Below are 25,557 nucleotides of genomic sequence, written 5' to 3' on the forward strand. Positions count from 1 at the left end.
AATCTCCCTCCTTGCGGGGGAGATGGCCGGCAGGCCAGAGGGGGGTGCCTCGCGCCGCCATTTCGTATTACCAAGGCACCACCGTAATCTCCGGCCAGCACGCCTTCGCCCTCGCCCCCTTGGCCTCATGCGTGCGCCTGTTATCCATCAGCCGGTTGGGCGTGATGCGAAACGCGAAGAGGTCATCCAGCCCGAACGGCGCCACGACCTCAAGCTGCCCATCGGCATCGTATCGCACCCCGACCGCATGCGTCTTCGAGGCGAAATAGCTCACCGACTCGCTGGAACTCGTATAGCGCGGGCAGGGCTGGCCGAATTTCTGCGGATACCACAGATGCACCCGTGCCTGGTTGCGCACCTCGGCCGGCAGAGCCAGCCCCTCGAAATGCTGCGCGGCTCGACGGATGACCGTTCCTCGGCCTCGTAGGACAGGTCGCTGTCATCGAAGTAGAAGAGATCGACATCCTTGATGCCGTAGCCCGGCGGCTTGCCGGTCAGGTGGTTCCAGACGCTGTTGTAGAGCGCGCCGGACACCACCAGCCAGTCCGGCAACGCCAGCGTGCGGGCCCGCTCCAGCGCGTCGCTGACGAGCGCATCCGCCAACACCATGGCGAGAAACGCTTCGCGCTGGGCTTCGAACGGCAGACCGGAATAGCGCAGATGGTCCATCGCCCTTTGGAGAGCGATTCGCAACTGCCGGCAATCCTCAGAAGCAATTCCAGGAAAAGTGTGTAGCGGTTTTACTGGGAAGCGCGCCGCGCTTTCCCTAAGACGCGCTTTCCCTAAGAATTGCCTGAAGTCGAAATACGTAGGGCGGCGTTAGCCGCTCTACGTTCTCAGCATGCCGCCCGTTTGCTTGCCAACATTGTCGACGATGCGCTTGGCCAGCGCCTCGAAATCCTCGTCGGTGAGCGTCTTTTCAACCGGCTGGATAGATACTTCGATGGCAACCGACTTCTTGGCGGTCCCGAGAGATGCCCCCTCGAACACATCGAACACCGAAACGCCGGTGACCAGCTTCTTGTCGGCGGCGAGCGCCGCGCGCACCAGCGCGCCGGCCTCCACCGTCTTGTCGACGACGAAAGCAAAGTCGCGCTTCACCGCCTGGAAGGCGGACAGCTCCAGCTTTGGCTTGGTTTTCGTCGGCTTGGCCTTCGGCTCGGGCACGGCGTCGATATAGACCTCGAAACCGCAGATCGGTCCGGAAACGTCCAACCCCTCCAGCGTCTTCGGGTGGAACTCGCCGAAGGTGCCGAGCACTGTCTTCGGGCCGAGCTTGATCGTGCCGGAGCGGCCGGGATGATACCAGGCCGGACCGCCTGGCTCGATCTGCAGCCTGTCGACCGGCGCGCCGCAGGCTTCCAGCGCTGCAATCGCGTCGGCTTTGGCGTCGAACACGCCGACCGGACCGGAATTGCCGGCCCAACTGCGGCCGGAACCGTCGAGCTTGGCGGTGCCGCGGCGCACACCGGCGGCAACGCGCCGCTGCTGGTCGGGGCCGTCGCCCTCATAGGTACCGGAGACCTCGAACAGCGCGACATCGCCGATCCCCTTGTCGGCATTGCGCTGCGCGGCGACGATCAGGCCGGGCAACAACGAGGGCCGCATATCGGACATGTCGGCTGCAATCGGATTAGCGAGCTTCAGCGCCGTCTGGCCGCCGCCGAACAGTTCGGCGTGTTTGGCCGGGATGAACGACCAGGTGAGAACCTCCAGCATGCCCCGCACGGCGAGCGAGCGCTTGGCAATGCGGGTGCGCACCTGCAGCGTCGTCAGGATCTTGGAATTGACCGCGTCATGAGCGCCGAGCGGCTGCGGCGCGATGTTGTCGACGCCGTGAATGCGCATGACTTCCTCGACCAGGTCGGCTTTGCCATCGACATCGGGCCGCCAGGACGGCACCGCCACATCGACGATGTCGTCCGAGCCCTGCGGCTCGAAGCCGAGGCGCGAAAGGATGTCGAGGCTTTCCGCCTTCGGCACTTCGGTGCCGGTCAGCCGCTTTACTTCCGAGATCGGGAAGGAAACGATCTTAGGCTTGTAGCCGGCATAGCCAATGACCTCGGTTTCCGTCGGCTCGCCGCCGCAGAACTCCAGCACAAGCTTTGTCGCCAGCTCGACGCCGGGCACCATGAATTCTGGGTCGACGCCACGCTCGAAACGGTAACGGGCATCGGTGATGATGCCGAGCGTACGGCCAGTGCGGGCCGTGGTGATCGGATCCCAAAGAGCGGATTCGATCAGCACGTCCGTGGTGCTCTCGTCGCAGCCGGAATGCTCGCCGCCCATGACACCGGCGATCGATTCGACGCCATTATCATCGGCGATCACGCACATCTGCGGCGTCAGCGTGTATTCGCGCCCGTCGAGCGCCAGCACCTTCTCGCCGTCGCGTGCGCGGCGCACGACGAGATTGCCGGCGACCTTCTTGGCATCGAACACATGCAGCGGCCGGCCACGGTCGAAGGTGACGTAGTTGGTGATGTCGACCAGCGCGCTGATCGGGCGCAAGCCGATGGCGATCAGCCTTTGCTGCAGCCATTTCGGCGACGGCCCGTTCTTCACGCCTTTCACCAGGCGCAGCGCGAAACCGGGGCAGAGCTCCGGCGCCTCGATGGTCACCTTGACCGGCGTTTCACCTTTGCCAGGGACCGCTTCGACCGGCGCGGTCTTGAGCCGGCCAAGCCCGCTTGCCGCCAGGTCCCGGGCTACGCCGTAAATGCTGGTCGCATCCGGCCGGTTCGGCGTCAGATTGATCTCGATCACCGGATCGTCGAGATGCGCGTAAGCCGCGAAGCTGGTGCCGACAGGCGCATCGGCCGGCAGGTCGATAATGCCATTGTGCTCATCCGACAGCTCCAGCTCGCGCTCGGAACACATCATGCCATGGCTCTCGACGCCGCGGATCTTGCCGACGGTCAGCGTCACGTCGATACCGGGCACATAGGCGCCGGGCGCGGCGAAGGCGCCGATCAGGCCGGCGCGGGCATTCGGCGCACCGCACACCACCTGGACAGGGGCTGCGCCATTGCCGGTGTCGACGGTCAGCACCCGCAGCCGGTCGGCGTCGGGATGCTGCACCGCCGTCAGCACCTTGGCGATGACGAACGGCTTCAGGCCGGCCTTGTCGTCGACATGCTCGACTTCGAGGCCGATCGAGGTCAGCCTCTCGACGATCTCGTCGAGCGTGGCGTCGGTGTCGAGATGATCCTTGAGCCAGGAAAGGGTGAGTTTCATCACTATGTTCCGTTTTGTCTGTACCCGCCCGGACCTTGTCCATCGGGTCTGGGCACGCTTGTCTTCAAATGGCGCGGCAAGTCGTCGGGCATATGCACGAAGGGCAGCTGCTCGCGCACATAGGCATGGTGCGTCGGCCGGAAATAAGCCGGCATGTCCATGGCGCCCAGCATGAAATAGATGTGGTCTTCCAGCCGCTCGTCGACATAGGCGATAGGCGAGCCGCAAATGCCGCAGAACGAGCGTGTAACCGGGCCGTTCTCGTACATCTTCAGTGCCTTGCCGGTGAAAGCCACCTGCTCGGTAAGGAAGCCGACAAAGGCCGACACCGGCGCGCCGCTGGCGCGCCGGCAATCGCCGCAATGGCAATAGCTGACATGGTGCGGTTCGACCGAGGCCTCGAACCGTACCGCGCCGCAGCGGCAGCCACCGGCGTGCGGCGCCGTCATGCGGAAAGACCTCCGAACAGCGTCGGCATGTCGAGCGGCCGGAAACCGTAATGCGACAGCCAGCGGACATCGGCGTCGAAGAAGGCGCGCAGGTCCGGCATGCCGTATTTCAGCATGGCGATGCGGTCGATTCCCATGCCCCAGGCAAAGCCCTGATATTCGTCGGGATCGAGCCCGCCGGCGCGCAGCACATTGGGGTGGACCATGCCGCAGCCGAGGATCTCCATCCAGTCGGAGCCTTCGCCGAAGCGCACTTCGCCGGGCCACGAGCGGTCGCATTGGATGTCGACCTCGAGGCTTGGCTCGGTGAACGGGAAGAACGACGGCCGGAAGCGCATCTTGACCTGCGGCACCTCGAAGAAAGCCTTGCAGAATTCTTCCAGCACCCACTTCATGTTGGCGACATTGGCCGATTTGTCGATCACCAGCCCCTCGACCTGATGGAACATCGGCGAGTGGGTAGCGTCGGAATCCTGGCGGTAGGTCTTGCCGGGAATGACGATGCGGATCGGCGGCTTCTGCTTCTCCATGGTGCGGATCTGGACCGGCGAGGTGTGGGTGCGCAACAGCTTGCGCTCGCCCTTTTCGTCCGGCTGGAAAAAGAAGGTATCGTGCATCTCGCGCGCCGGATGCCCTTCGGGGAAATTCAGCGCGGTGAAATTGTAATAGTCGCTCTCGACATCGGGACCTTCTGCGATGGCAAAGCCGAGATCGCCGAAGATCGCCGCGATCTCGTCGATGACCTGGCTGATCGGATGGATGCGGCCGCGCTCGGCCGGCGATTGCCGCACCGGCAGCGTCACGTCGACCGTCTCGGCGGCAAGGCGCGCCGTGACCGCCACATCCTTCAGCTCGGCCTTGCGTGTCGTCAGCGCTTCGGTGACGCGGTTCTTCAGGCCGTTGATCGCGGGGCCCTTGACCTGGCGCTCCTCGGCGCTCATCGCGCCCAGTGTCTTCAGCAATTCCGAGATCGACCCCTTTTTGCCGAGAGCCGCGACGCGCACGGCTTCGATAGCAGCCTCATCGGCGGCCGACGCGACGTCGGCCATCAGGGAGTTTTCGAGAGTATCCAAGCCGGTAGCTATGTCGTTCACGGTCAAACTCGCTGTGTTGGGAGTCAACTTTGAGGTGAAAGTCACTTTCAAGTTGAAAGTTCAGCCATAAGAAAAACCCGCGCCAGCCGTGCCAGCGCGGGTTCCCCAATCAGAATTGCGAATGCTGGGAAGCGCTGGGCTCGGAGCCCGATCCCGAAAAGTTGCAGACTTTTCGGAAAGATCGCGCTCCTCGCTAAATTTCCCTGAGCATGATGTTGTCCAAAAAGTCAGCAACTTTTTGGCATCATGCTCTAGGCGACAGCGCTTTCAAAAGCATTCGGGGTGGTGTTCTTCAGATATTCGAGCGCGACCTTGGCCTTGGCCACGAGTGCGGCGAACGCCTGCGGTTCATGGATGGCCATGTCGGACAGGATCTTGCGATCGATCTCGATACCGGACTTGTTGAGGCCGTCGATGAAGCGGCCATAGGTCAGGCCATGCTCGTGCGTCGCGGCGTTGATGCGCTGGATCCACAGCGCGCGGAACGAGCGCTTGCGGTTCTTGCGGTCGCGATACGCATACTGCATCGACTTTTCGACCGCCTGCTTGGCGATGCGAATGGTGTTCTTGCGGCGGCCGTAGAAGCCTTTCGCGGCTTTCAGGACCTTCTTGTGCTTGGCGTGCGAGGTGACGCCTCTTTTTACGCGTGCCATGTCATGATCTCCTTAAACGCTGTTCCTGGAAACCGAATGCTCAGAGGCCGTTCGGCAGAAAATTCTTGATGACCTTCTTGCCATCCGGTTCAGCCAGAACCATCGTGCCGCGGGCATTTCGAATGAACTTGTTGGAACGCTTGATCATGCCGTGACGCTTGCCGGCCGCAGCCGACAGGACTTTACCCGTACCTGTGATCTTGAACCGCTTCTTGGCGGCCGATTTGGTCTTCATCTTGGGCATTTTGCTACTCCGTATTGGTGGCGCACAATCGCGCTTCTTGTTCGCTTCGGGCGGACCAAAAGCCCGAAAAGCAAATGAAACCGCCACGGCATGCCCTGCCGGGCGGTTTTCTTGGAACGGCGGTCCTATACTTCAAAGCGGGCTGGCGCGCAACACCCGAGCGGCTGCGACGCTCTGTCCGCGATCAGGGCAGCCTGAACAGCACCGGCAGAATGCCCGATTGCTGGGCGCCATCGATGGTCTCGAACACCGGCAACGCCACCAGAAACACCAGCCCGTCGAGCAAGGTGGTCAGCAAGAGGCGCGGCTTGAAGCTGCCGGTGTCGCCTTCCTGGTAGAGCGACAGCTGGGGGAAGAAACGCGGCACCCGCGCCAGATAGGCTGTGTAGGGCGCGCCGAGAACCTCCTTGAGATACCGTTCCTCGCGCAGGATGACGATGTGGAAGGCGCCGGCGCACAACAGCGCAAACAGGACGATGCCGGAGAACGAGCCGATCTGCGCCCCGACGCCGGCGGCGGCAACGGTCGAGAACACGTAGAGAGGATTGCGGGTGATCGAATAGGGTCCGCCGGTGACCACTTCGGAGGATTTGCGCCCCCCGATATAGAGTGTCGACCACAAGCGGCCGACGACGCCAAGGAAGATCAGCAGCACGCCGACCATCTCGATCGTTTCATGCACCGGGGTATCGGGCGGGAAGGTCGACTGGCCGAACAGCAGTGCCGCAAACAGCACCACCACCAGCACCGCAAGCACCATCCGGCGCATGTGCTGGTAGCCGCCCAGCTCCTTGATGGGCGCAGGGTTGATTTCATTGGCCATGTCGGGAATCCGATCGTCGAGAAGCTTTGCCGGCGATCGCGGCGTCTGGACAGGAGAATCGGCGTCCCGCCGATCGCCGGGACGCCATGAGACAGGATTCAGGCGGATTTAGAGCGCAACGCCCGAACTGATCTAGCGCGGGGCCAGCACCATCATCATCTGGCGGCCTTCCAGCTTCGGCTCGGCTTCGACCTTGGCGATGGTAGCCGTCTCCTCGCGCACCTTGTTCAGGAGCTGCATGCCGAGTTCCATATGCGCCATCTCGCGGCCGCGGAAGCGCAACGTCAGCTTGACCTTGTCACCTTCCTCGAAGAAGCGCCGCACGGCCTTCATCTTGGTTTCGTAGTCATGGCTGTCGATGTTCGGGCGCATCTTGATCTCCTTGATCTCGATGACCTTCTGGTTCTTGCGCGCCTCGGCCGCCTTCTTCTGGTTGGCGTATTTCAATTTGCCGAGATCGAGAATTTTGACGACAGGCGGCACCGCATTGGGCGAGATCTCGACCAGATCGAGCCCTGCCTCTTCGGCGAGCAGCAATGCGTCGTTGATGGAAATATCGCCGCGGTTCTGGCCATCGGCGTCGATCAGTTGGACCCGGGGAACCCGGATATCACGGTTGGAGCGCGGGCCATCTTTGGTGGGCGCCGCTGCTTTGAAAGGTCTGCGAATGGTCGTGGTCTCCTTGGCCGTTTCGTTCAGGGTTTCAATCTAGAAATGTTCAGGACGCGCCAATGTGGTGAGCGCGCGGGCGGAGTCAATAGCACAGCGCTGACAGAAAATCACCCTGATCGCAGGCCTGCACCAAACAAAGGATGTCGCGAGCACTTTCCGCCTCGCCTGTGCCTGTGTCAAAAGACCGGCGAGTAAAATCAGGCTCCCGCAATCAGGCCCCCAGAACCAGGATTGATCCACAGCCATGACCGCGACCACCCCAACCCTGCTGGATGTCGACGGCATTGATATCGCGGTTCGCCATTCCTCGGGCGCAACGCCCGGCATCGTCTGGCTCGGCGGCTATAAATCCGACATGCTGGGCACGAAGGCGCAGACGCTATCGGATTGGGCGGCAAGGGAAGGCCGCGCGTATCTGCGCCACGATTATTCCGGCCATGGCGAATCCGGCGGCGCCTTTGCCGACGGCACCATTTCGAAATGGCTTGGCGAGAGCCTCGCCGTCTTCCGGCGTTTCACCGAGGGCAAGCAAATCCTGGTCGGCTCGTCGATGGGCGCCTGGATCGCGCTGCGCATGGCGCAGGAACTGCGCAAGGCGGGCGACAGCAATGTGGTTGGCCTGGTGCTGCTCGCGCCGGCGCCGGATTTCACCGCCGAGCTGGTCGAGCCGGCTCTGACGGAGGAACAGAGGCGCGACCTCCGGGAGAAAGGCTTTTTCGAAGAACCTTCGGACTATTCCGCCGAGCCTTACATCTACACAAGCGCGCTGATCGAGGACGGCAGGGCGAACCGGGTCATGACCGGGCCGATCGATACCCATTGCCCCGTCCACATCCTGCAGGGCCTGGCCGATGCCGATGTGCCGGCAAGCCATGCGCTGAAGCTGGTCTCGCTGCTGCCGGCCGACGACGTCACCTTGTCGCTCATTCCCGACGGCGACCACCGGCTGTCGCGGCCGCAGGATCTCGACATGCTGCTGAGGGCGGTGGGCGACATGGTTCAGCGGGCGGGGTAGGCAAGAATGCGCATTTCCATCCCGATATCCGCCTTTGTCGCGGCAATCGTCGGCTTCGGCGGCACGCTGGCCGTCGTCATTGCCGCCGCCAAGGCGGTTGGCGCCACGCAAGCCGAAACCGCGAGCTGGGTGACGGCAGTGTGCGTGGCGATGGCGATCGAATGCTTGTGGCTGTCCTGGCGCACGAAAATACCCATCATCACCGCCTGGTCGACACCGGGCCTGGCGCTGATGGCGGCATCGAGCGGGTTTACCATGGCTGATGCGGTCGGCGCCTTCATCGTCACCAGCTTGATGTTGATCGCCACCGGCCTGTTCAAGCCGCTGACCCAGCTGATATCAAGGATACCGGCGTCAGTCGCGTCCGGCATGCTGGCGGGCATCGTCGTCACCTTCGCGCTCAATGCCGTTAAGACCATTCCGGTCGATCCCTGGCTGATCCTGCCGCTGATCGCGGCCTTCTTCGTCATTCGCCTGTTCAACCCGGCGCTGTCGGTGCTGGCGGTGCTGATCGGCGGCGGCATCGCCGCATTCCTGACAGGCCGTGTCGGCGGACTGCCGGCGCCGGAACTGTCGACGCTGACGCTGATTGCCCCGCATTTCAGCGCCGCAGCTGTCATCGGCCTGGCGCTGCCGCTCTACCTCGTCACCATGGCGTCGCAGAACCTGTCGGGTCTCGCCGTCTTGCGCGCCGCCGGCTATCACCCCGAACCCGGCCCGCTGATCGGCGTCACCGGCCTGTTCTCGCTGCTGTCGGCGCCGTTTGGCGGCTCGACCACCAATCTGGCCGCGATCTCTGCGGCGATCTGCACCGGGCCGGACGTCCATCCCAACCCGGCCGAGCGCTGGAAGACCGGACCCTTCTATGCACTTGCCTATCTGATTTTCGCGGTTTTCGGCTCCTCGCTGGTGGCAATCTTCGCCGTCCTGCCGCAGAGCCTGATCGTTCTGGTAGCCGGCCTGGCGCTGATGGGATCGCTCGCCAACGCGCTGTCGATCGCGCTCAAGGACGAGGACCAGCGCATGGCCGCCACGGTCACCTTCGTGGTCACCGCGTCAGGGCTGACCTTGTTCGGCGTTGGCGCCGCCTTCTGGGGTCTGGTCGCTGGCCTGGTCGTGCTTTCCCTCGAAGCGCTCAAAAAGCGATAATCATTTCAGGCCCTTGTCCGGTTTTGGCGGACGTTGTCTTGAATCGCCGTTTTTCTCATCCCATTTCGAATCCACGCAGCCACTCTTGGCTGTCTCCAACCGAAGGAATGGGAGAAAATGAACACATCCGCATTGATCCGCCCGGCCTGGACGCCGGCGACCATCGCGCTGATGGTGATCGGCTTCATGGTGTTCTGGCCGCTTGGCTTCGCCATGCTCGCCTACATCATCTGGGGCGACCGGCTTGACGGCTTCAAGCGCGACGTCAACCGGGCCACCGACGGCATCTTCGCCGGCTGCCGCCGCGGTTCCGACAAGGCCGCGCGCTGGGGCCACGGTTCGGCCCGCACCGGCAATGTCGCTTTCGACGACTGGCGCGAGAAGGAACTCGAACGCCTCGCCGAAGAGCGTCGCAAGCTCGACGAGATGCTGAGCGAGTTCGATGAGTACGCCCGCGAATTGCGCCGCGCCAAGGACCAGGACGAGTTCGACCGCTTCATGGCCAACCGCAACAAGTCGACGGCGCCTGCGAAAACAGGCTCGGCCGAAACGGCCAAGCCCGCGACCCCCAAGCGCAAGGGCCCGAACCTGCTTGACGACTGAGGCTGCGCGCATGACCCCGAAAATCGGAACCGATTTTCGGGGTCATGCGCCGAATTAGAGTGCTACAGCGTCCTTTGCGCGTCAGAGACGCGCGGCGCTGTAGGACAGGCCTTGGCATGATGGACGGCGTCGCGCGAGCGGCGCCGTTTCTTTTTTGTTCTGGTCGTTTTCCTCGAATCGCGTATCGTTCAGCCATGTCCTTCGGCTTTTTCCGCAACCTGACCAAACCAAAACCCTCGCCTGTCGAAGAGCGAGAGCACGTCGTTGCCGGCCGCACACTGCCGCTCAGGATCGTCGAGAGCGCCCGCGCACGGCGGCTGACGCTGCGCATCGATTCGGGCGGCCAGGGGCTGCGCATCACCGTGCCGCCGGGCCTGCGCCGCGGCGAGGTGGAGAAATTCCTTCACCGCCACCAGGACTGGCTGGAGCAGCGTCTGGCCAAGGTCCCGACACGGCCGCAAGTGCGCCCCGGCATCAAGATCCCGATACGCGGCGTCGCGCATCGCATCGTCCACGAACCGTCGAAACGCGGCACCGTCACCGTGTCGCGCGACGAGCGCGGTCCGCTGCTGATCGTCCATGGCGAGCGCATACATTTGCCGCGCCGCATCGCCGATTTCCTCAAGCGTGAGGCCAAGAAGGACATCGAGAAGCTGGTGGTCAAGCATACCGAGGCCATCGGCAAGCGCGCCAAGGCGATCCGCTTCAAGGACACGTCGAGCCGCTGGGGTTCCTGCACTTCCGATGGCAATCTGTCCTTCTCATGGCGCATCATGATGGCGCCGACGCCGGTGATAAACTACCTGGTCGCGCATGAGGTGGCGCATCTCAAGGAGATGAACCACGGCCCGAAATTCTGGAAATTGTGCGATCAGCTCTGTCCCGATACCGACCGCTGCAAGGACTGGCTGAAGCGCAATGGCGGCGCGCTGCAGGCGATCGTGTTCGATTAGCCTGCGCCGGCGCCGCGCTCAATCATCATTGGCCGCATTAAGCTCTTCAGGCCGCAGCCCTTCGTCGCCATGGCGCGGCCATGGCAGGAAATTCTGCTCGAACGCATCGCTGCCGAAATAATCCAGGACCCGGTGCGCTTCTGCCCCGTCGAAGGCGGCCTTTTGCATCAGATGCGCGATGACGTCGCGCGCTTGCGCGATCTTCTGCCTGAGTTCGGCTATGCTCTGGTCGGCCATTCGTCTGCTCCGCCTTGCTTCTCCCATCAATAGGTAGCGCCTTTGGCGTTGCCGGCAAACAGCATGCTTTTTCTCGACTCTTGGCCGGTTTCGTGCCAATCCCCGCGCCATGGCGCTCGATATCAAGATCTGCGGATTGAAGACCGATGATGCAATGGCCGCGGCATTGGCCGGCGGCGCCAGCCATGTCGGCTTCATCTTCTTTGCCAGGAGCCCGCGCTATGTCGAGCCTGCGGCAGCCGGCCGCCTGCGCCAGGCGGCAATCGGCAAGGCCCTGGCGGTTGCCGTGACGGTCGATTCCGATGACGCCTTCCTGGACGAGATCGTCGAAAAGATGCGACCCGACATGCTGCAACTGCACGGCACGGAGACGCCCGAGCGGGTGGCCGAGGTGAAAGCCCGCTACGGCTTGCCTGTCATGAAGGTGTTCTCCGTCAGTGAGGCTGCCGATCTCGAGCGGCTAAAGCCGTTCATCGGCGTTGCCGATCGCTTCATGTTCGATGCCAAGCCACCAAAGGGCTCGCAACTTCCGGGCGGCAATGGCGTCGCCTTTGACTGGCGCATCCTGGCCGGCCTTGACGCCGGGCTCGATTACATGCTTTCCGGTGGGCTCAACGCCGCCAATATCGGCGACGCCCTGATATCAGCCAATCCGCCCGCGATAGACATTTCGTCGGGGGTGGAAAGCGGCCCGGGCGTCAAGGATCCGGCGCTGATCGAGCAGTTTTTCCGGGCCGTCAGGGCCGCGCGCGACGACCGCGCTGCCTGAGCACTTCTTTCGAACCCGAGCATGTTCCGGAAAAGTGGGAACCGGTTTTCCGATAAGACATGCTCAGAACCAAGACCAGGAGATCGGCGATGAACAAGCCGGCGACACCCAATTCCTTCCGCACCGGACCCGACGAACAGGGCATGTTCGGCATCTTCGGGGGCCGCTTCGTGGCCGAGACGCTGATGCCGCTGATCCTCGACCTGGAGCGGCACTGGAACGAGGTCAAGAACGATCCGGACTTCAAGGCTGAGCTGACCAATTTGTCGACCCACTATGCCGGGCGGCCGTCAAAGCTCTATTTCGCCGAAGGCCTGACCAAGCATCTTCGTGAGGTTTCCTCGGCGAAGGGCCTCGGGGGCGGCGCCAAAGTCTACTTCAAGCGCGAGGATTTGAACCACACCGGTTCGCACAAGATCAACAACTGCCTCGGCCAGATCCTGCTGGCCAAGCGCATGGGCAAGAAGCGCATCATCGCCGAGACGGGCGCTGGTCAGCACGGCGTTGCCGCGGCCACGGTCGCGGCGCGCTTCGGCTTTCCCTGCGTCGTTTATATGGGCGCCACCGATGTCGCCCGCCAAAGCCCCAACGTGTTCCGCATGAAGCTGCTCGGCGCCGAAGTGCGGCCGGTGACCGCCGGTCACGGCACGCTGAAGGACGCCATGAACGAAGCGTTGCGCGACTGGGTCACCAATGTCGAGGACACTTATTATCTGATCGGCACCGCCGCAGGTCCGCATCCCTATCCGGAGCTGGTGCGCGACTTCCAGTCGGTGATCGGCATCGAGGCGCGCGCCCAGATCCTCGAACAGGAAGGCCGGCTGCCCGACACCATCATCGCGGCTGTCGGCGGCGGCTCCAACGCCATCGGCCTGTTCCATCCTTTCCTCGACGACAGGCAAGTCCGCATCATCGGCATCGAAGCCGGCGGCCGCGGCCTCGACGGCATCGAGCATTGCGCCTCGATGAATGCCGGCGCGCCAGGCGTCCTGCACGGCAACCGCACCTATCTCCTGCAGAACGCCGATGGCCAGATCATGGACGGCCATTCGATCTCGGCCGGCCTCGACTATCCGGGCGTCGGCCCCGAACATTCCTGGCTGCGCGATTCCGGCCGCGTCGAATATGTGCCGATCCTCGACGACGAGGCGCTGGAAGCCTTCAAGCTGACGACGCGCGTCGAAGGCATCATCCCGGCGCTGGAATCCGCGCACGCCATCGCGCATGCGGTGAAGATCGTGCCTGATATGGACAAGGACCAGATCGTCATCGTCAATCTGTCGGGACGCGGCGACAAGGATGTGCACACAGTGGCCTCGATGCTGGGCATGGAGATCTGATCATGGTGACCCGCATCGACCGCCGCATGGCAAAACTGAAAGCCGAGGGCCGCCCGGCGCTCGTCACCTATTTCATGAGCGGCGACCCCGACTATGACACCGCTTTGTCGATCATGAAGGCGCTGCCCAAGGCCGGCGCCGACATCATTGAAATGGGCATGCCGTTTTCCGATCCGATGGCCGATGGACCGGCGATCCAGGCCGCTGGCCTGCGGGCGCTGAAAGGTGGCCAGACCCTGGTCAAGACGCTGAAGACGGCGGCTGATTTCCGCGCCACCGACAATGAAACGCCGATCGTGCTGATGGGCTACTACAACCCGATCTACATCTACGGTGTCGATCGCTTCCTCAAGGACGCCATCGCCAGCGGCATTGACGGGCTGATCGTCGTCGACCTGCCACCGGAGATGGACGAAGAACTCTGCATTCCGGCGCTGAAGGCCGGCATCAACTTCATCCGCTTGGCAACGCCGACCACCGACGACAAGCGCCTGCCCAAGGTGCTGCAGAATACGTCGGGCTTCGTCTATTACGTGTCGATGACCGGCATCACCGGCTCGGCTTTGGCCGACACCGGCAAGGTTGCCGCCGCGGTCAAGCGCATCAAGGGCCACACCAACTTGCCAGTCTGCGTCGGCTTCGGCGTCAAGACCGCCGAGCAGGCGCGCATTATCGGCGCCAATGCCGATGGCGTCGTCGTCGGCACCGCGATCGTCAACGCGGTCGCCAATGTGTTGGGACCGAAGGGCGAGAAGACCGCCGACCCGGCCGAGGCCGTCGCCACCCTGGTCAGCGGACTGTCTCAGGGCGTGCGTTCGGCCCGCCTTGCTGCTGCCGAATAGTTTCCCTACTTAGGCCTTGTGCAAGTCGTTATCCCAAAATCGGTTCCCACTTTTGGGCGACATGCACGAGCCAACTCTTCGTCAGGACAGGAGCCGAAGCGATGAACTGGATCACCAATTACGTTCGCCCGAGGATCAATTCGATGCTCGGCCGGCGCACCGACATGCCCGAGAATCTCTGGATCAAGGATCCCGAGACCGGCGAGATGGTGTTTCACAAGGACCTGGAATCCAACCAGTTCGTCATCCCGTCATCGGGCCATCACATGAAGATTTCGGCCAAGGAACGGCTGAAATTCTTCCTCGACGACGGCAAATACGAGCAGCTTGAGAACCCCAAGGTCATGCAGGACCCGCTCAAGTTCCGCGACGAGAAGCGCTACACGGACCGGCTGAAGGACGCCAAGGCCAAGACCGGCCTGGAAGACGCCATCATCAACGCGCTGGGCACGGTCAAAGGCCTGCCGGTTGTGGTGACGGTGCAGGATTTCGCCTTCATGGGCGGCTCGCTCGGCATGGCCGCGGGTGACGCCATTGTGCACGGTTTCGAGGTCGCCTTGCAGCGCAAGCGGCCGCTGATCCTGTTTGCCGCCTCCGGTGGCGCGCGCATGCAGGAAGGCATCTTGTCGCTGATGCAGTTACCGCGCACCACGATCGGCGTCGACCGGCTGAAGGAAGCCGGCCTGCCATACATCGTCGTCTTGACCAACCCGACCACCGGCGGCGTTACCGCCTCCTACGCCATGCTGGGAGACGTCCACATTGCCGAGCCCGGCGCGCTGATCGGCTTTGCCGGCCCGCGCGTCATCGAGCAGACCATCCGGGAGAAACTGCCGGACGGTTTCCAGCGCTCCGAATATCTGATGGAGCACGGCATGGTCGATATGGTGGTGTCGCGGCTGGAACTGCGCGAGACGATTTCACGGCTGTTGAAAATCCTGCTCAAACTGCCGCAGGAGCAAAAGCCGCTGGAGCCGGAAATCCTGCCGCCGTCGGTCATCCCGACGGAAGCCCGCCCGCAGGCCTGACGCGACATTTCTGGCCGCAAACCGCGATTGCGTGCACCTGTGCGCATGCGTAGGATTCGCTCATGACAACGCTTGCCGCAGATCGTGAAATCGAAGCCCTGATGGCGCTGCATCCGAAAGGCTTCGACCTTTCGCTCGACCGCATCACAAGGCTGCTCGAACGCCTCGGCAATCCGCAGGAGCGGCTGCCGCCGGTCATCCATATCGCCGGCACCAACGGCAAGGGCTCGTGCGCGGCCTTTTCGCGCGCGCTGCTCGAAGCCGGCGGCCACCTTGTCCATGTCCACACTTCGCCGCATCTGGTGAACTGGGCCGAGCGCTACCGACTGGCGGCCGAGGGCGGCGGCCGGCTGGTCGACGACGAGACCTTCGCCGAGGCCATCGCCCGCGTCGCCCGGGCCAATCAAGGCCAGAAGATCACCGTCTTCGAAATCCTAACCGCCGTCACCTTCATCCTGTTTTCCGAACATCCGGCTGCCGCCGCCATCATCGAGGTCGGCCTTGGCGGCCGCTTCGACGCCACCAATGTCGTTGCCCGGCCGGCGGTGTCGGTGATCATGCCGGTGTCGATGGATCACGAAGCCTATCTCGGCGACCAGGTCGAACTGATCGCCGCCGAAAAGGCCGGCATCATGAAGCGCGGCTGCCCGGTGGTCATCGGCGCGCAGGAGAGCGAGACGGCGCTGCAAGTGCTGATCGAAACCGCCGAGCGGCTGGATTGCCCGACCTTCGTCTACGGCCAGGATTTTCTCGCCTTCGAGGAAAACGGCCGCATGGTCTATCAGGATGAGGACGGGCTGATGGACCTGCCGCCACCGCGCCTGCCCGGGCGCCACCAGTTCGCCAATGCGGCGGCAGCGATTGCCGCCGTCAAGGCCGCCGGTTTCGAAATCAGTCATCGCGCCACTGAGAAGGCGATGGCGAGCGTCGCATGGCCGGGCCGCATGCAGAAACTGGTACAGGGCCGGCTGATGGAGCTGGCGCCCAAGGGCGCCGACATCTGGCTCGACGGCGGCCACAATCCGGGCGCCGGCATGGTCATTGCCGAGGCGCTGGCCGAGCAGGAGGAAAAGAACCCGCGGCCGCTGTTTCTGATCTCCGGCATGATCAACACCAAGGACCAGAGCGGCTACTTCCACGCCTTCAAGGGCCTGGCACGGCATGTCTACACCGTGCCGGTGAGCATGAGCGATGCCGGCGTGCCGAATGACGAGCTGGCGGTGCGGGCGACCGAAGCCGGCCTCACGGCCGAACCGGTCAGTTCCGTCGCCAGTGCGATGATGCTGCTGCGCGACACCTGGGACGGGCCGGCGCCACGCATCCTGATCGGCGGGTCGTTATATCTCGCCGGCGCGGTGCTGGCCGAAAACGGCACGCCGCCAACCTGAAGCCATTTCACTGCGAGGAGCCCATCATGATCAAGGTCAAGCAACTCGCCCATGTCTGCATCTTCGCGCATGATCTGGAGGCGACGCGGGCCTTCTACCGCGACGTGCTCGGCCTCGACACGCAGTTCAACTTCCTGCGCGACGGAAAGGTGTTCGGCTTCTACCTCAATTGCGGCGATCGCAGCCATGTCGAGGTGTTCCAGAAGGACGGCACCAGCCATAGCGAGCTCAACCAGATCAACCATTTCTGCCTTGAGGTGGAAAACATCGATGCGGCGATCGCCCACATCAAGTCGAAAGGCATTGATATCACGGCCAAGAAGCATGCCTGCGACGACACGTTTCAGGCCTGGATCCGCGACCCCAACGGCGTGAAGATCGAGCTGTTCGAATACACCGCAAAAAGCGCGCAATTCACCGGCGGGGATCGCATCGCCGACTGGTAGTATTTTGGCCCGGGGAATCTATCGGGCGGTTGCCCCTCGGGCAGAAGCCCCGATATGCTTGGCGAAGCATGGAGGCAAGCTCGAATGGTTGTGAAGTGTCTTGTTACCGTCGACAACGACCCGCCGGAGGAGCTGATATTTGAATATGCTCCGCGGGTCGGCGATCATGTGATGTTACCGGGAGCCATCGAGCCACCGCACCCAATTGTTCGAGTGGCCCACAGACCGACGCGCCCCAATGATGCATCCGGCCAGCCCAGTGTCGCGTATTTCGTAAGCCGAGAGACGTTTCTCTATCGTGTGTATACGGGCGCTATAGAGGGATATGGGCAGGTCCTGAAGCCCGCGACCGGACGGAAGCCCGGCAAGCCTAGGCAGGCCAAAAAAAACCGCGGCTCAAACTAAATAGACATCGGCGGCCGCGGCACCAGTCTGAGGCCTATTTCAGCTCGATCTCGATGAAGGCGTATTCGCCGTCATTGGCGCTGATGACGTCGTGCTCGACGCCTTCCTTGCGGAAGTAGGGCGCGCCCTTCTTCATTTCAGCAAAACTCTCGCCGTCCTTGGTCACCAGCTTCACCTTGCCGTCCATCAGCGGCACCACGACGTAGTCATGGCCATGCCGGTGCCAGCCGGTGTTGTCGCCGGGCTGGAAGCGATATTCGGTGACGATGACGCGCTCATTGTCGATGAAGACGGTGGCCTTGGCGGATCCGGTCATTTGTCTCTCCTGTCCTGCAACAAGCAGATGACATGGAGTGCGCCGATGCGAGGGCCAGAGGCGGTCGGGCGATGACGCCAAAGAAAAAGCCCGGCGCGAGGGCCGGGCTTAACTTCAGAAACTCCTACAGGATCAGGCGAGGCTGCCATTGATCCAATGCGACAGCGCGGTCTTCGGCGCGGCGCCGACCTTCATGTCGGCGACTTCGCCGCCCTTGAAGATCATCAGCGTCGGGATCGAGCGCACGCCGAATTGGGCGGCAAGCTCGGGGTTCTCGTCGATGTTCAGCTTGGCAATCTTGATCTTGTCGCCGAGTTCGTTGGCGATCTCTTCCAGCGACGGACCGATCATCTTGCAGGGGCCGCACCATTCGGCCCAGAAATCCACGACGACGGGCTGCGAGGCGTTGAGCACATCGGCCTGGAAATTGCTCTTGTCGACCTTGACGGTGGCCATACGAAAATCCTTTCGAAATTTATCTCGCACCAAATGTGGTGGTTCAGCAGCCCTTCTTCAAGCAGAACTTGTGTCACGCTCCCGTGAGTCGGGCAAGGGCGTCATCCATCGCCTGCGCCGGCAGTTCGATAAGCCTCGGTGCCTCGGTGAACAGCAGTGCTGCCGTCACCGCGCGGCCGGGGTAAAGCGGCTGGAGCAGCGCGCGGTAGAGCGCCAGCTGTAGTATATAGGCCGGCGGCACCTGGGCCAGGCCTGCGGGCGCCGGCCGGTTGGTCTTGTAGTCGACGATCGATACGCGCCCGGGCGTCACCGCCAGCCGGTCGATCTTGCCGGAGATCGAGCGCAGTCTGCCCTTGACCTCAAGGCTGCCCATCACAGCAACTTCGGCGCGGGACGACGGCGAAAACAGCCCGGCAAAACGCGAATCTCTGAGGATCGCCATCACCGAAGCCAGCGCCTTGTTGCGCTCGGCCTCCGGCCAGTCGGCGCCGGCTCGAATGAGATACTGCGCCGCCGCGCCTTGCCGTTCGTCTTCGGCAAAACCGGGCAGCATCTGCAGCAGCTTGTGCAGCGCCAGCCCGCGCATCACGGCAAAACCGGGCTCCGCTTCGCTGTCCAGCACCGGCGAACGCGTATCGACGACCGCCTCCTTGCCCTCGTCGATCAGCGCCGAAGCGCCAGAGGGCGATAGCGGGCGCGGCAGTTCTTCATAAGGCGGCAAAGGGCGAAACAGGTTTGCCGGCAAGAACGGCAAAAGCGGTTGCGGCAGCCGCGCCTCGTCGGCGGCTGCCAGCGCCACCGGCGGCAGCTTGGTGATGACGAAGCGATGCACCGGCTCGCCGCTGGCGGGATGATGGCGCTCCGTGCTTTCCGGCGCGGCAAGCAGCGCGCGGCTGACAATCGAATGCCAGGTGCCGGTGCTCGGCGAACGCTTGCCGTGATAGCCGCAGACGATCAGCCGGTCCTCGGCGCGCGTCATGCCGACATAGAGCAGCCGGCGGTATTCGTCGTCGGCAAGCTCCCGCGCCCTGGCCGAGGCCGCCTTGGAGAAGCCGTTCGCGACATCGGCGGCCGAGCGCCAGAGATAGCCCTTGCCGTCGAAATTGCGGCCCGAAGCGTCGAACGGCATCAGCCGCGGCAGATGCTGGTCGCTGAACGGCGCCGACCCGCCATCGACCAGGAAGACAACAGGCGCTTCCAGGCCCTTGGCGGCGTGCACGGTCATGACGCGGACCTCGTCGCGCGTCTGGTCCATCTCGCGCTTGATCTCCGGGCCGGTGTTTTCCAGCGTCGCCAGGAAGGCCTCCAGCCCCGGCAGTCCGGTGCGTTCCTCGGCCAGGCAGAAACTCAGGAATTCGTCGAGGATGTCGCCGGCTTCCGGTCCAAGCCGGGCGATCATCTTCTTGCGCAGGCCGTCGCGCGCCAGCACCCCGGCGTAGAATTCGAACACCGGCCGGAACGCCGCCTCGTTGGCCCAGCCGTCGAGCCGGGCAACGACATCGGTCAGCGCGGTATTGTCGCCAGCATGCTGGCGTAGTGAGGCGATCAGCGATGTTCCGGCTGGCCGTCCGGCGCCAAGCGTAAAAAGCGTCTCCTCCGACACGTCGAAAACCGGGCTGCGCAGCACGGCGGCGAGCGACAGGTCATCCTGCGGCTGGATGAGGAAATGGCCGAGTGCGATCAGGTCCTTGACCGCGATGTGGCCGGGCAGGCTCAGCCGGTCGGCGCCGGCGACGGGAATATCGCGGTCCTTCAGCGCGCGCGACAGCGCATGGACGAAGCGGTCGCGCTTGCGCACCAGCACAAGAATGTCGCCGGCCCTCAGCCTGCGTCCCTTGCCCTCGATGATCTCGCGGTCCTTGAGCCAGGTCTGGATGGTCGCAGCCACGTGCTCGGCCACCCGCACAGCCGGCGCGCTGGCATGATTGACCGGCAACGTCCAGTCGTCGGGCTCCTCGACGGCGTCAGCGCCGAGCGACGGCCAGACCTCGACATAGCCAGGCGCGTCGTTGCGGATCGCCTTGTGGTCGAGCGGATCGGGGTCGTGGCTGATGCCGCGCCGCACGCCCGGATCGGCAAAGACGCGGTCGACTGCGGCAAGCACGTCGTCGGTCGAACGGAACGACCAGGTCAGTTTCAGGTCGGCAAACGAAGCATTGGCTGCGTTCACGCGTCCGGAAAACAAGAGCCGGCTGTCGGCAAAGGAATCCGGTGCGGCACCCTGGAAGGAATAGATCGACTGCTTTTCGTCGCCGACGGCAAACACCGTGCGATTGGCCGTGCCGCGCTGGCCGTGGCCGGCAAAGAACTCCTCCGCCAGCCGCTTCACCACCTCCCATTGGTCGGGGCTGGTGTCCTGCGCCTCGTCGAGCAGGATGTGGTCGATACCCTGGTCGAGCTTGTACTGCACCCAGGGTCCGGCATCCGGCCGCGCCAGAAGGTTGACGGTGCGGGTGATGAGGTCGTTGAAGTCGAGAAAGCCGCGGCTGCGCTTCAGGCGCTCGTACCGCACGATCAGCCAGTCGGCTATGGTCAACGCCGCGACCGTGCCTTCCAGCATCCGGAACAGCGCCAGCCGGTCGGAGACCTCTGTTATCGCCTTGACGGCCGCCAGATAGCGCTCGGGAAGGTCGGGCAGCCGGCCGAGCAGCGCCTTCTTGAACAACTTTGAGGGATCATAGGGGTCGCCATCGGCCTTGAGAAAGGCTTTGCCGAGCATCTGCAGCCGGCGGGTCGGGTCCGTCTCGGCAAAGGCCAAGCGGGCATAGGGCAAGAGATTGTTGAGCACGGTGCGGGCGTCGGCGGCCTCGGCGGCACTGGCGAACACTGCAAAGAAGTCCGGCAGGAAACCCGGCAGCGGCCATACCGATGCCGCTATGTCTTCGGCGCTCTGCCCGGGGCGAAAATGGAATTCGTCGAACAGGGCCTGAAAGCCGCCGCCGTCGCGCCGGACCGCACCGATGAAGCCGCGTATGCCGTCGCGCTTGCGCACGATTTCGGCGAGCAGCGCATCGAGTCCGTGTTCGCCGCCGCGCTCCAGCACGGTGGCAAAGGCCTCGGCCAGTCCGGTGTCTCCGGCTGACGTGCCCGAAATCATGTCGCGGCGGGCGCCAGCAAACAGCGAGGCCTCCATCTGCGGATCGAGCATTTCGAAATGCGCCGGGATGTTGGCCTCCAGCGGAAACTGGTGCAGCACCGATTCGCAGAAGGCGTGGATGGTCTGGATCTTCAGCCCGCCCGGCGTTTCCAGCGCTTCGGCAAACAGCCGGCGCGCCCGCCGCATCGTGTCGCGGTCGGGTCGGCGGCCGTCCACCGCCTCAATCTTTGTGGCAAGCTCGGCATCGCCGAGCGCCGTCCATTCCGACAGGGTCGAGAACACGCGGTTCGACATGTTGGCGGCGGCCGCCCGCGTATAGGTCAGGCACAGGATCTTCGACGGATCGGTGCCGTTGAGCAGCAGCCGGATGACGCGCTGGGCCAGCACATGCGTCTTGCCCGAGCCGGCATTGGCGGACACCCAGGCCGAGTTCTTCGGGTCGGAGGCGCGCGCCTGGCTGGCGGCGGTTTCGCTGGGGATGGGATAGGCTTTTTTCATGCCTCCCCCGCCTCGTCATCGCTGTCGCCGCCGGCCGACCATTCGAGCACGCGCGCCAGATGGTCGTAATCGCCATCGCTCTCGCCCTCGCGAAAAGGCAGCGCCCGCGACAGATAGCCGGTCGTCGGATCGGCATAGTGGACCAGCAGCTTTTCCAACCGCGCCCAAGCCTCCTCGGCGAGGTCTTCGGCGGTCCGAGGCTGGCGGTTGTAGTCGAGGATGGATTCCTCGAACACTTCGCCATTCGGCTTCAGCCGCACGAATGCGAGCTGGGAGGGCTCGCGCGCGCCAAGCCCCTTGAAGGCGCCGCGCCGGAGCAGCGCCCCTTCGAGCGCCAGCTGTGGCGCCAGCAGCGTGTGCGCCTGCGCCTTGGATGGCGAGGAGCCGGTCTTGTAGTCGAGAATGTCGGCCATGCCACCGGCCAAAAGGTCGACGCGGTCGGCATAGCCGGACAGCGTCACGCCGGTGCGGCCGACAGCGGTCTTTTCGGCGCGCTCCTCGGCATGCCGCCGGGCGACGGCGGGAGCGCGGCCGCGCTCCCATTCGATGATGTTGGCGGCAAGCTTTTCGAAGCGCGGCCACCACACAGCCTCGACGTCGGCGGGCAGGGCGATCTCGGCAAAGCAGGTCCGGCCGGCAGCGATGAGGCGTTCCAGAGCTTCGGGCGCGCGGGGATCCGCCACCTCTGTCGAGAACAGATGCAGGATGTCATGAAACAGCGTGCCGCGCTCGGCCGCACCGGGATCGCGGATCACCGGTTCGAGCGGCAGAAGGCTCAGAATACGCCTTGCATAGACCGCATAGGGGTCGCGTCGCAACGTCTCGATCGCGGTCACCGAGAAGTGGGTGGGCCGCATGCTCAGCGGCGGTTTCGGCTGCGGTCGCGGCGCGAAATGCTGCCGCTCGCCGGCATCGAGCGCGCGCGCCCAGGCAAGCAATTCGTCGCCGCGCCCGCGCAATGCGGCCGCCGGATCCTTGCCGATGAAGGTGAGGATGCGCTGCAGCCAGCGCGACGGCACCGCCGGTGCGTCGCCGGCTCGGGCGGAGCGCGTCAGCACCACCTTTTTCGCCCCCATCGCCATCTGGAAGTCGTGGGCGGCAAGGCCGATACGGCGCTCCGGCGGCTCGAGATCGATGCCGGTCTTCATCAACCGCGACATGAAGCGATCGCTTTCCGGCTTGCGTGGCCACACGCCTTCGTTCAGCCCGCCAATGACAAGCGTGTCGACGCTCTGCAGCCGTGCCTCCAGCGCGCCCCATATCGCGATGTTGCGGTCTGTGCCTTGCCCCGGCTTGACCGTTTCCGGTGCTACCAGCGCGTCCATCACATCAGGCCATTCGTCGGCCGGGAAGTCGAACGATGCAGACGCGGCGACCACACCGCGCAGCAGCTCGGCGAGTTTCTCGCCGGCGTCGCCGGCATAAAGTTCAGCCAGGCTGCCCTCCGCCGTGCGGCCGAGATTTTCCAGCGCGGCGACGCTCGCTTTGGTCAACGCGACGAGATCGGCATTCTCTTCACCGCGAAAGGCAGTCAGCGGCGCCAGCGCCGCCACAAGCCGGCTCAGCATGTCGCGGGCATTGTCGATGCCGCGCACGCTCAGGCGCGAAAACCAGAAGGGCTGGCGCTTGTCCCCGCGCAGCCCGGCGAGACGCTCCTCGAACAGTGCTGGCAAAGAGGCGATGTCGGGGCGTCCGGTGCCGCCGCGCAGCGCCACGAGTTCGATGAGCTCGGCGGCATGGCGCACGCCTGTGCGCTCAAGTCCGAGCCCGAGCAGCGGATGCTTGAGCAGCGACAAAAGGCCGACGGGATCGCCGGGCCGGAATACCGCTTGAAGTGTGAGCCGCAGCAGGCTGGCGGCAGGCGTGTTGGCGAGCGGCGTGCCGCCGGAATCGTCGGCGATCACGCCGAAGCGCAACAGCTCGGCCGAGACGCGCCGCGCCAGCCCGCGGTCGCCGGTAACGAGCGCTGCCCTTAGTCCCGGCTGTTCCACGGCGGTTTTCAGCGCGATGGCGATCGCCGCCGCCTCGTCGCGTTCGCTGGCGGCTTCGATCAGCGTCACGTCGGCGAAGGCCTCGGCGATGTCTACGGCGTTGAAGCATATGCGGGTCTCGGCCCATAATTCCGTGGTCTCGGCCGGCCGCAGCGCCTCGCCGACAAGGGCCGCGCGGAGCGCCAGTGCGGGCTCGGCGGAGACCACTTCCTCGACATCGCCACGCAGCACGCCAATCTTGCCGATCAGCTTGGCCATGCCGTATTGCGGGTGGCCAAGCAGTGCCGGCCGCGCACCGGGCGCCCCAATCGCGGCAAAAGACGGTTCGTCCAGCATCCCATCGAGCCCGGGCAGCACCACGGCGCCGTTGGGCAGGCTGGCGACCGTGGCAAGCAGTTCGGCCGTGGCGGGAATAGAGCCCGTCGAGCCGGCGGCGATCACCGGGCCTTTGGGCGGGTTGCGTTCCAGCCGCTTCGCCTCGCGCCGGATCAGCGCATTGCGGTGCGCGGCCGGGTTGGAGCGGTCGCGCTCCTCCAGCAATTTCGGCCAGGCCTCGGTGACGATACGGAGGAAATCGAGCGTCACAAGCCACCATCCGGCAAGATTGCCGGTGACCAGATCGGCAAGCCTGGTCCAGTCCGTGCCTTCGGTTTCGATCTCGTCCATCAGCCGGGCGAGGTCGCGCGCCAGCCAGATCGCATCGGCGGCGGAGGCCGGCACGACGATCTCTTCGTTGAACATATCAAGGACATGCGCCGGCAAGGTGCGCTTCCAGGCCCGCACCAGCGGCGCCAGTAGCAGCAGGCGTTCGATGGCTGCGATCGGCGGCGCCATTTCAAGCTCGGTCGGCGTGCCGGCGTCGAAGGCGGCTTCGTCCTCGTCGAACTCTCCGAGCGGGCGGATGACCGGCAGGATCGCCGAACGGCGGCTCCCCCCCGGTCCCGAAAGCGCGTCGACAAAAGCGCCGCGCAGCGCACGGGCCGCGCGCCGTGTCGGCACATAGATGGTGACATCAGCCAGCGCCAGCGGATCGCCGTCGAACCGGAAGCCGGGCACCAGCCGTCCGGCCAGCAAGGCCTCGGCCAGAGTCGGCAGGAATGGCGCTCCGGGCGGGATCGAAAGAACGCGGCGCGCGCCGCTCATACCACCTTCGCGAGAGCTTCGGCGGCGGCCGCTTCCGCCTGCGGAATGGCGTCGGGAGTGCCGACGGTGATCCAGCTTCCGCGCATCTGCATGCCGAACAGACGGCCAGAGGCGATTGCCGTGTCGAAATAGGTGTTGAGCGAATGCGCCCCGGCCGGCGCATCCCTGAAGATGGCGGGATTGACGATTGCCGCTCCGGCATAGATCAACCCGGCCGGATCGCCTTTCGAGCGCCGCAGGCCGCCATCCGGCGCCATCAGGAAATCCGTGCCGACACCGTGTCCGGTGGCCGAGTCGAGATCGGTAAGCATCAGCAGAATATCCATTTTCGCGCCGTCCCATGCAAGGGCAAGGCGCTCGAGGCTGGGCTGGCCGCTGTCGATCCAGAACGTATCGGCGTTGATGATGTAGAAGGGGTCGCTGCCCAGCAGCGGCAATGCCTTGACGATGCCACCCGCCGAATTCAGCAGTGCGTCGCGCTCGTCGGAAATGACGATCTTTGGCGCCCGCCTGTGGGCGATATGGGCGACGATCTGGTCCGGCAGATAGTGCACGTTGACGATGGCTTTCTCGACGCCGGCCGCTTCGAGACTGTCCAGCCCCCAGTCGAGCAAGGTCCTGCCGGCGATCCGCACCAGCGGCTTCGGCATGGTGTCGGTGATCGGCCGCATGCGCTTGCCAAGACCAGCCGCCAGCACCATCGCTGTGG

At 64.2% G+C, this 25,557-nt stretch carries 23 protein-coding genes and 1 pseudogene; 10 read left to right on the plus strand and 14 right to left on the minus strand.

Going from position 1 to position 25,557, the window contains the following annotated elements:
- Nucleotides 1-67 precede the first annotated feature (67 nt).
- The 8 genes and pseudogenes from NKJ77_RS11905 to infC form a co-directional block, all read right to left on the minus strand.
- Nucleotides 68-669 (minus strand): annotated as a pseudogene (locus NKJ77_RS11905) (nucleotidyltransferase family protein).
- Nucleotides 670-828: 159 nt separating this feature from the next.
- Nucleotides 829-3,237, minus strand: a complete 2,409-nt coding sequence (gene pheT, locus NKJ77_RS11910; RefSeq protein WP_031195816.1) for a phenylalanine--tRNA ligase subunit beta — start codon at nt 3,235-3,237, stop codon at nt 829-831.
- A gap of 2 nt (nt 3,238-3,239) precedes the next feature.
- Nucleotides 3,240-3,686, minus strand: a complete 447-nt coding sequence (locus NKJ77_RS11915; protein WP_023681387.1) for a GFA family protein — start codon at nt 3,684-3,686, stop codon at nt 3,240-3,242.
- Entirely contained in the window at nt 3,683-4,735 is a 1,053-nt protein-coding gene (pheS, locus tag NKJ77_RS11920; protein ID WP_023832646.1) for a phenylalanine--tRNA ligase subunit alpha, read from the minus strand. Before pheS ends, NKJ77_RS11915 begins: the two co-directional genes overlap by 4 nt.
- A gap of 296 nt (nt 4,736-5,031) precedes the next feature.
- Nucleotides 5,032-5,433, minus strand: a complete 402-nt coding sequence (gene rplT, locus NKJ77_RS11925; protein ID WP_023672281.1) for a 50S ribosomal protein L20 — start codon at nt 5,431-5,433, stop codon at nt 5,032-5,034.
- Between the two features lie 40 nt (nt 5,434-5,473).
- Entirely contained in the window at nt 5,474-5,677 is a 204-nt protein-coding gene (gene rpmI / locus NKJ77_RS11930) for a 50S ribosomal protein L35 (RefSeq protein ID WP_006201248.1), read from the minus strand.
- Between the two features lie 184 nt (nt 5,678-5,861).
- Nucleotides 5,862-6,500: a methyltransferase family protein gene (locus NKJ77_RS11935; protein WP_023681388.1), complete on the minus strand. Its 639-nt coding sequence runs from the start codon at nt 6,498-6,500 to the stop codon at nt 5,862-5,864.
- 132 nt (nt 6,501-6,632) lie between these two features.
- Nucleotides 6,633-7,169 carry a translation initiation factor IF-3 gene (infC, locus tag NKJ77_RS11940; protein WP_023744911.1) on the minus strand — a complete coding sequence of 179 codons (537 nt, stop codon included), beginning with the start codon at nt 7,167-7,169 and terminating at the stop codon, nt 6,633-6,635.
- Nucleotides 7,170-7,416: 247 nt separating this feature from the next.
- Here infC and NKJ77_RS11945 point away from each other — a divergent pair, with 247 nt between their 5' ends.
- The 4 genes from NKJ77_RS11945 (at nt 7,417) to NKJ77_RS11960 (ending at nt 10,892) form a co-directional block, all read left to right on the plus strand.
- Nucleotides 7,417-8,187, plus strand: coding sequence for an alpha/beta hydrolase (locus NKJ77_RS11945; RefSeq protein ID WP_023693062.1), 771 nt, complete (start codon nt 7,417-7,419; stop codon nt 8,185-8,187).
- Between the two features lie 6 nt (nt 8,188-8,193).
- Nucleotides 8,194-9,336 (plus strand): benzoate/H(+) symporter BenE family transporter, encoded by a 1,143-nt coding sequence (locus NKJ77_RS11950; RefSeq protein WP_352535257.1) that lies wholly within the window; start codon nt 8,194-8,196, stop codon nt 9,334-9,336.
- A 117-nt stretch (nt 9,337-9,453) separates the two neighbouring features.
- Nucleotides 9,454-9,939 carry a DUF2852 domain-containing protein gene (locus NKJ77_RS11955; RefSeq protein ID WP_023672286.1) on the plus strand — a complete coding sequence of 162 codons (486 nt, stop codon included), beginning with the start codon at nt 9,454-9,456 and terminating at the stop codon, nt 9,937-9,939.
- A 194-nt stretch (nt 9,940-10,133) separates the two neighbouring features.
- Nucleotides 10,134-10,892 carry a M48 family metallopeptidase gene (locus tag NKJ77_RS11960; RefSeq protein WP_023748271.1) on the plus strand — a complete coding sequence of 253 codons (759 nt, stop codon included), beginning with the start codon at nt 10,134-10,136 and terminating at the stop codon, nt 10,890-10,892.
- Between the two features lie 18 nt (nt 10,893-10,910).
- Here the strand turns inward: NKJ77_RS11960 and NKJ77_RS11965 are convergent, their stop codons facing one another.
- A complete protein-coding gene (locus NKJ77_RS11965; protein ID WP_023672288.1) occupies nt 10,911-11,129 on the minus strand; it encodes a hypothetical protein in 219 nt (72 codons plus the stop codon).
- A gap of 109 nt (nt 11,130-11,238) precedes the next feature.
- On the opposite strand from NKJ77_RS11965, the gene NKJ77_RS11970 reads away from it, so the two are divergent.
- The 6 genes from NKJ77_RS11970 (at nt 11,239) to NKJ77_RS11995 (ending at nt 16,942) form a co-directional block, all read left to right on the plus strand.
- Nucleotides 11,239-11,898: a phosphoribosylanthranilate isomerase gene (locus tag NKJ77_RS11970; RefSeq protein ID WP_023739761.1), complete on the plus strand. Its 660-nt coding sequence runs from the start codon at nt 11,239-11,241 to the stop codon at nt 11,896-11,898.
- 89 nt (nt 11,899-11,987) lie between these two features.
- Nucleotides 11,988-13,238: a tryptophan synthase subunit beta gene (gene trpB, locus NKJ77_RS11975; protein WP_023687439.1), complete on the plus strand. Its 1,251-nt coding sequence runs from the start codon at nt 11,988-11,990 to the stop codon at nt 13,236-13,238.
- A 2-nt stretch (nt 13,239-13,240) separates the two neighbouring features.
- Entirely contained in the window at nt 13,241-14,080 is an 840-nt protein-coding gene (gene trpA, locus NKJ77_RS11980) for a tryptophan synthase subunit alpha (RefSeq protein ID WP_023693067.1), read from the plus strand.
- 101 nt (nt 14,081-14,181) lie between these two features.
- Nucleotides 14,182-15,108: an acetyl-CoA carboxylase, carboxyltransferase subunit beta gene (gene accD / locus NKJ77_RS11985; RefSeq protein ID WP_023672292.1), complete on the plus strand. Its 927-nt coding sequence runs from the start codon at nt 14,182-14,184 to the stop codon at nt 15,106-15,108.
- 62 nt (nt 15,109-15,170) lie between these two features.
- A complete protein-coding gene (locus NKJ77_RS11990) occupies nt 15,171-16,496 on the plus strand; it encodes a bifunctional folylpolyglutamate synthase/dihydrofolate synthase (RefSeq protein ID WP_352535258.1) in 1,326 nt (441 codons plus the stop codon).
- Nucleotides 16,497-16,522: 26 nt separating this feature from the next.
- Nucleotides 16,523-16,942, plus strand: a complete 420-nt coding sequence (locus tag NKJ77_RS11995) for a VOC family protein (protein ID WP_023687435.1) — start codon at nt 16,523-16,525, stop codon at nt 16,940-16,942.
- A gap of 439 nt (nt 16,943-17,381) precedes the next feature.
- Here the strand turns inward: NKJ77_RS11995 and NKJ77_RS12000 are convergent, their stop codons facing one another.
- From NKJ77_RS12000 to NKJ77_RS12020, 5 genes are all read right to left on the minus strand, one after another.
- Nucleotides 17,382-17,663, minus strand: coding sequence for a cupin domain-containing protein (locus NKJ77_RS12000; protein ID WP_023681396.1), 282 nt, complete (start codon nt 17,661-17,663; stop codon nt 17,382-17,384).
- Between the two features lie 132 nt (nt 17,664-17,795).
- Nucleotides 17,796-18,119: a thioredoxin gene (gene trxA, locus NKJ77_RS12005; RefSeq protein WP_023672297.1), complete on the minus strand. Its 324-nt coding sequence runs from the start codon at nt 18,117-18,119 to the stop codon at nt 17,796-17,798.
- A 73-nt stretch (nt 18,120-18,192) separates the two neighbouring features.
- Nucleotides 18,193-21,714 (minus strand): double-strand break repair helicase AddA, encoded by a 3,522-nt coding sequence (gene addA / locus NKJ77_RS12010; protein ID WP_352535259.1) that lies wholly within the window; start codon nt 21,712-21,714, stop codon nt 18,193-18,195.
- Complete coding sequence (gene addB, locus NKJ77_RS12015) at nt 21,711-24,848, minus strand: double-strand break repair protein AddB (protein ID WP_352535260.1); 3,138 nt, start codon at nt 24,846-24,848, stop codon at nt 21,711-21,713. The genes addA and addB overlap by 4 nt, the downstream gene beginning before the upstream one ends.
- On the minus strand, nt 24,845-25,549 hold the full coding sequence (locus NKJ77_RS12020) for a nucleotidyltransferase family protein (protein WP_352535275.1): 705 nt from the start codon (nt 25,547-25,549) through the stop codon (nt 24,845-24,847). The genes addB and NKJ77_RS12020 overlap by 4 nt, the downstream gene beginning before the upstream one ends.
- Nucleotides 25,550-25,557 lie beyond the last annotated feature (8 nt).

The organism is Mesorhizobium sp. M0052 (assembly GCF_040323255.1).
Lineage (GTDB): Bacteria > Pseudomonadota > Alphaproteobacteria > Rhizobiales > Rhizobiaceae > Mesorhizobium.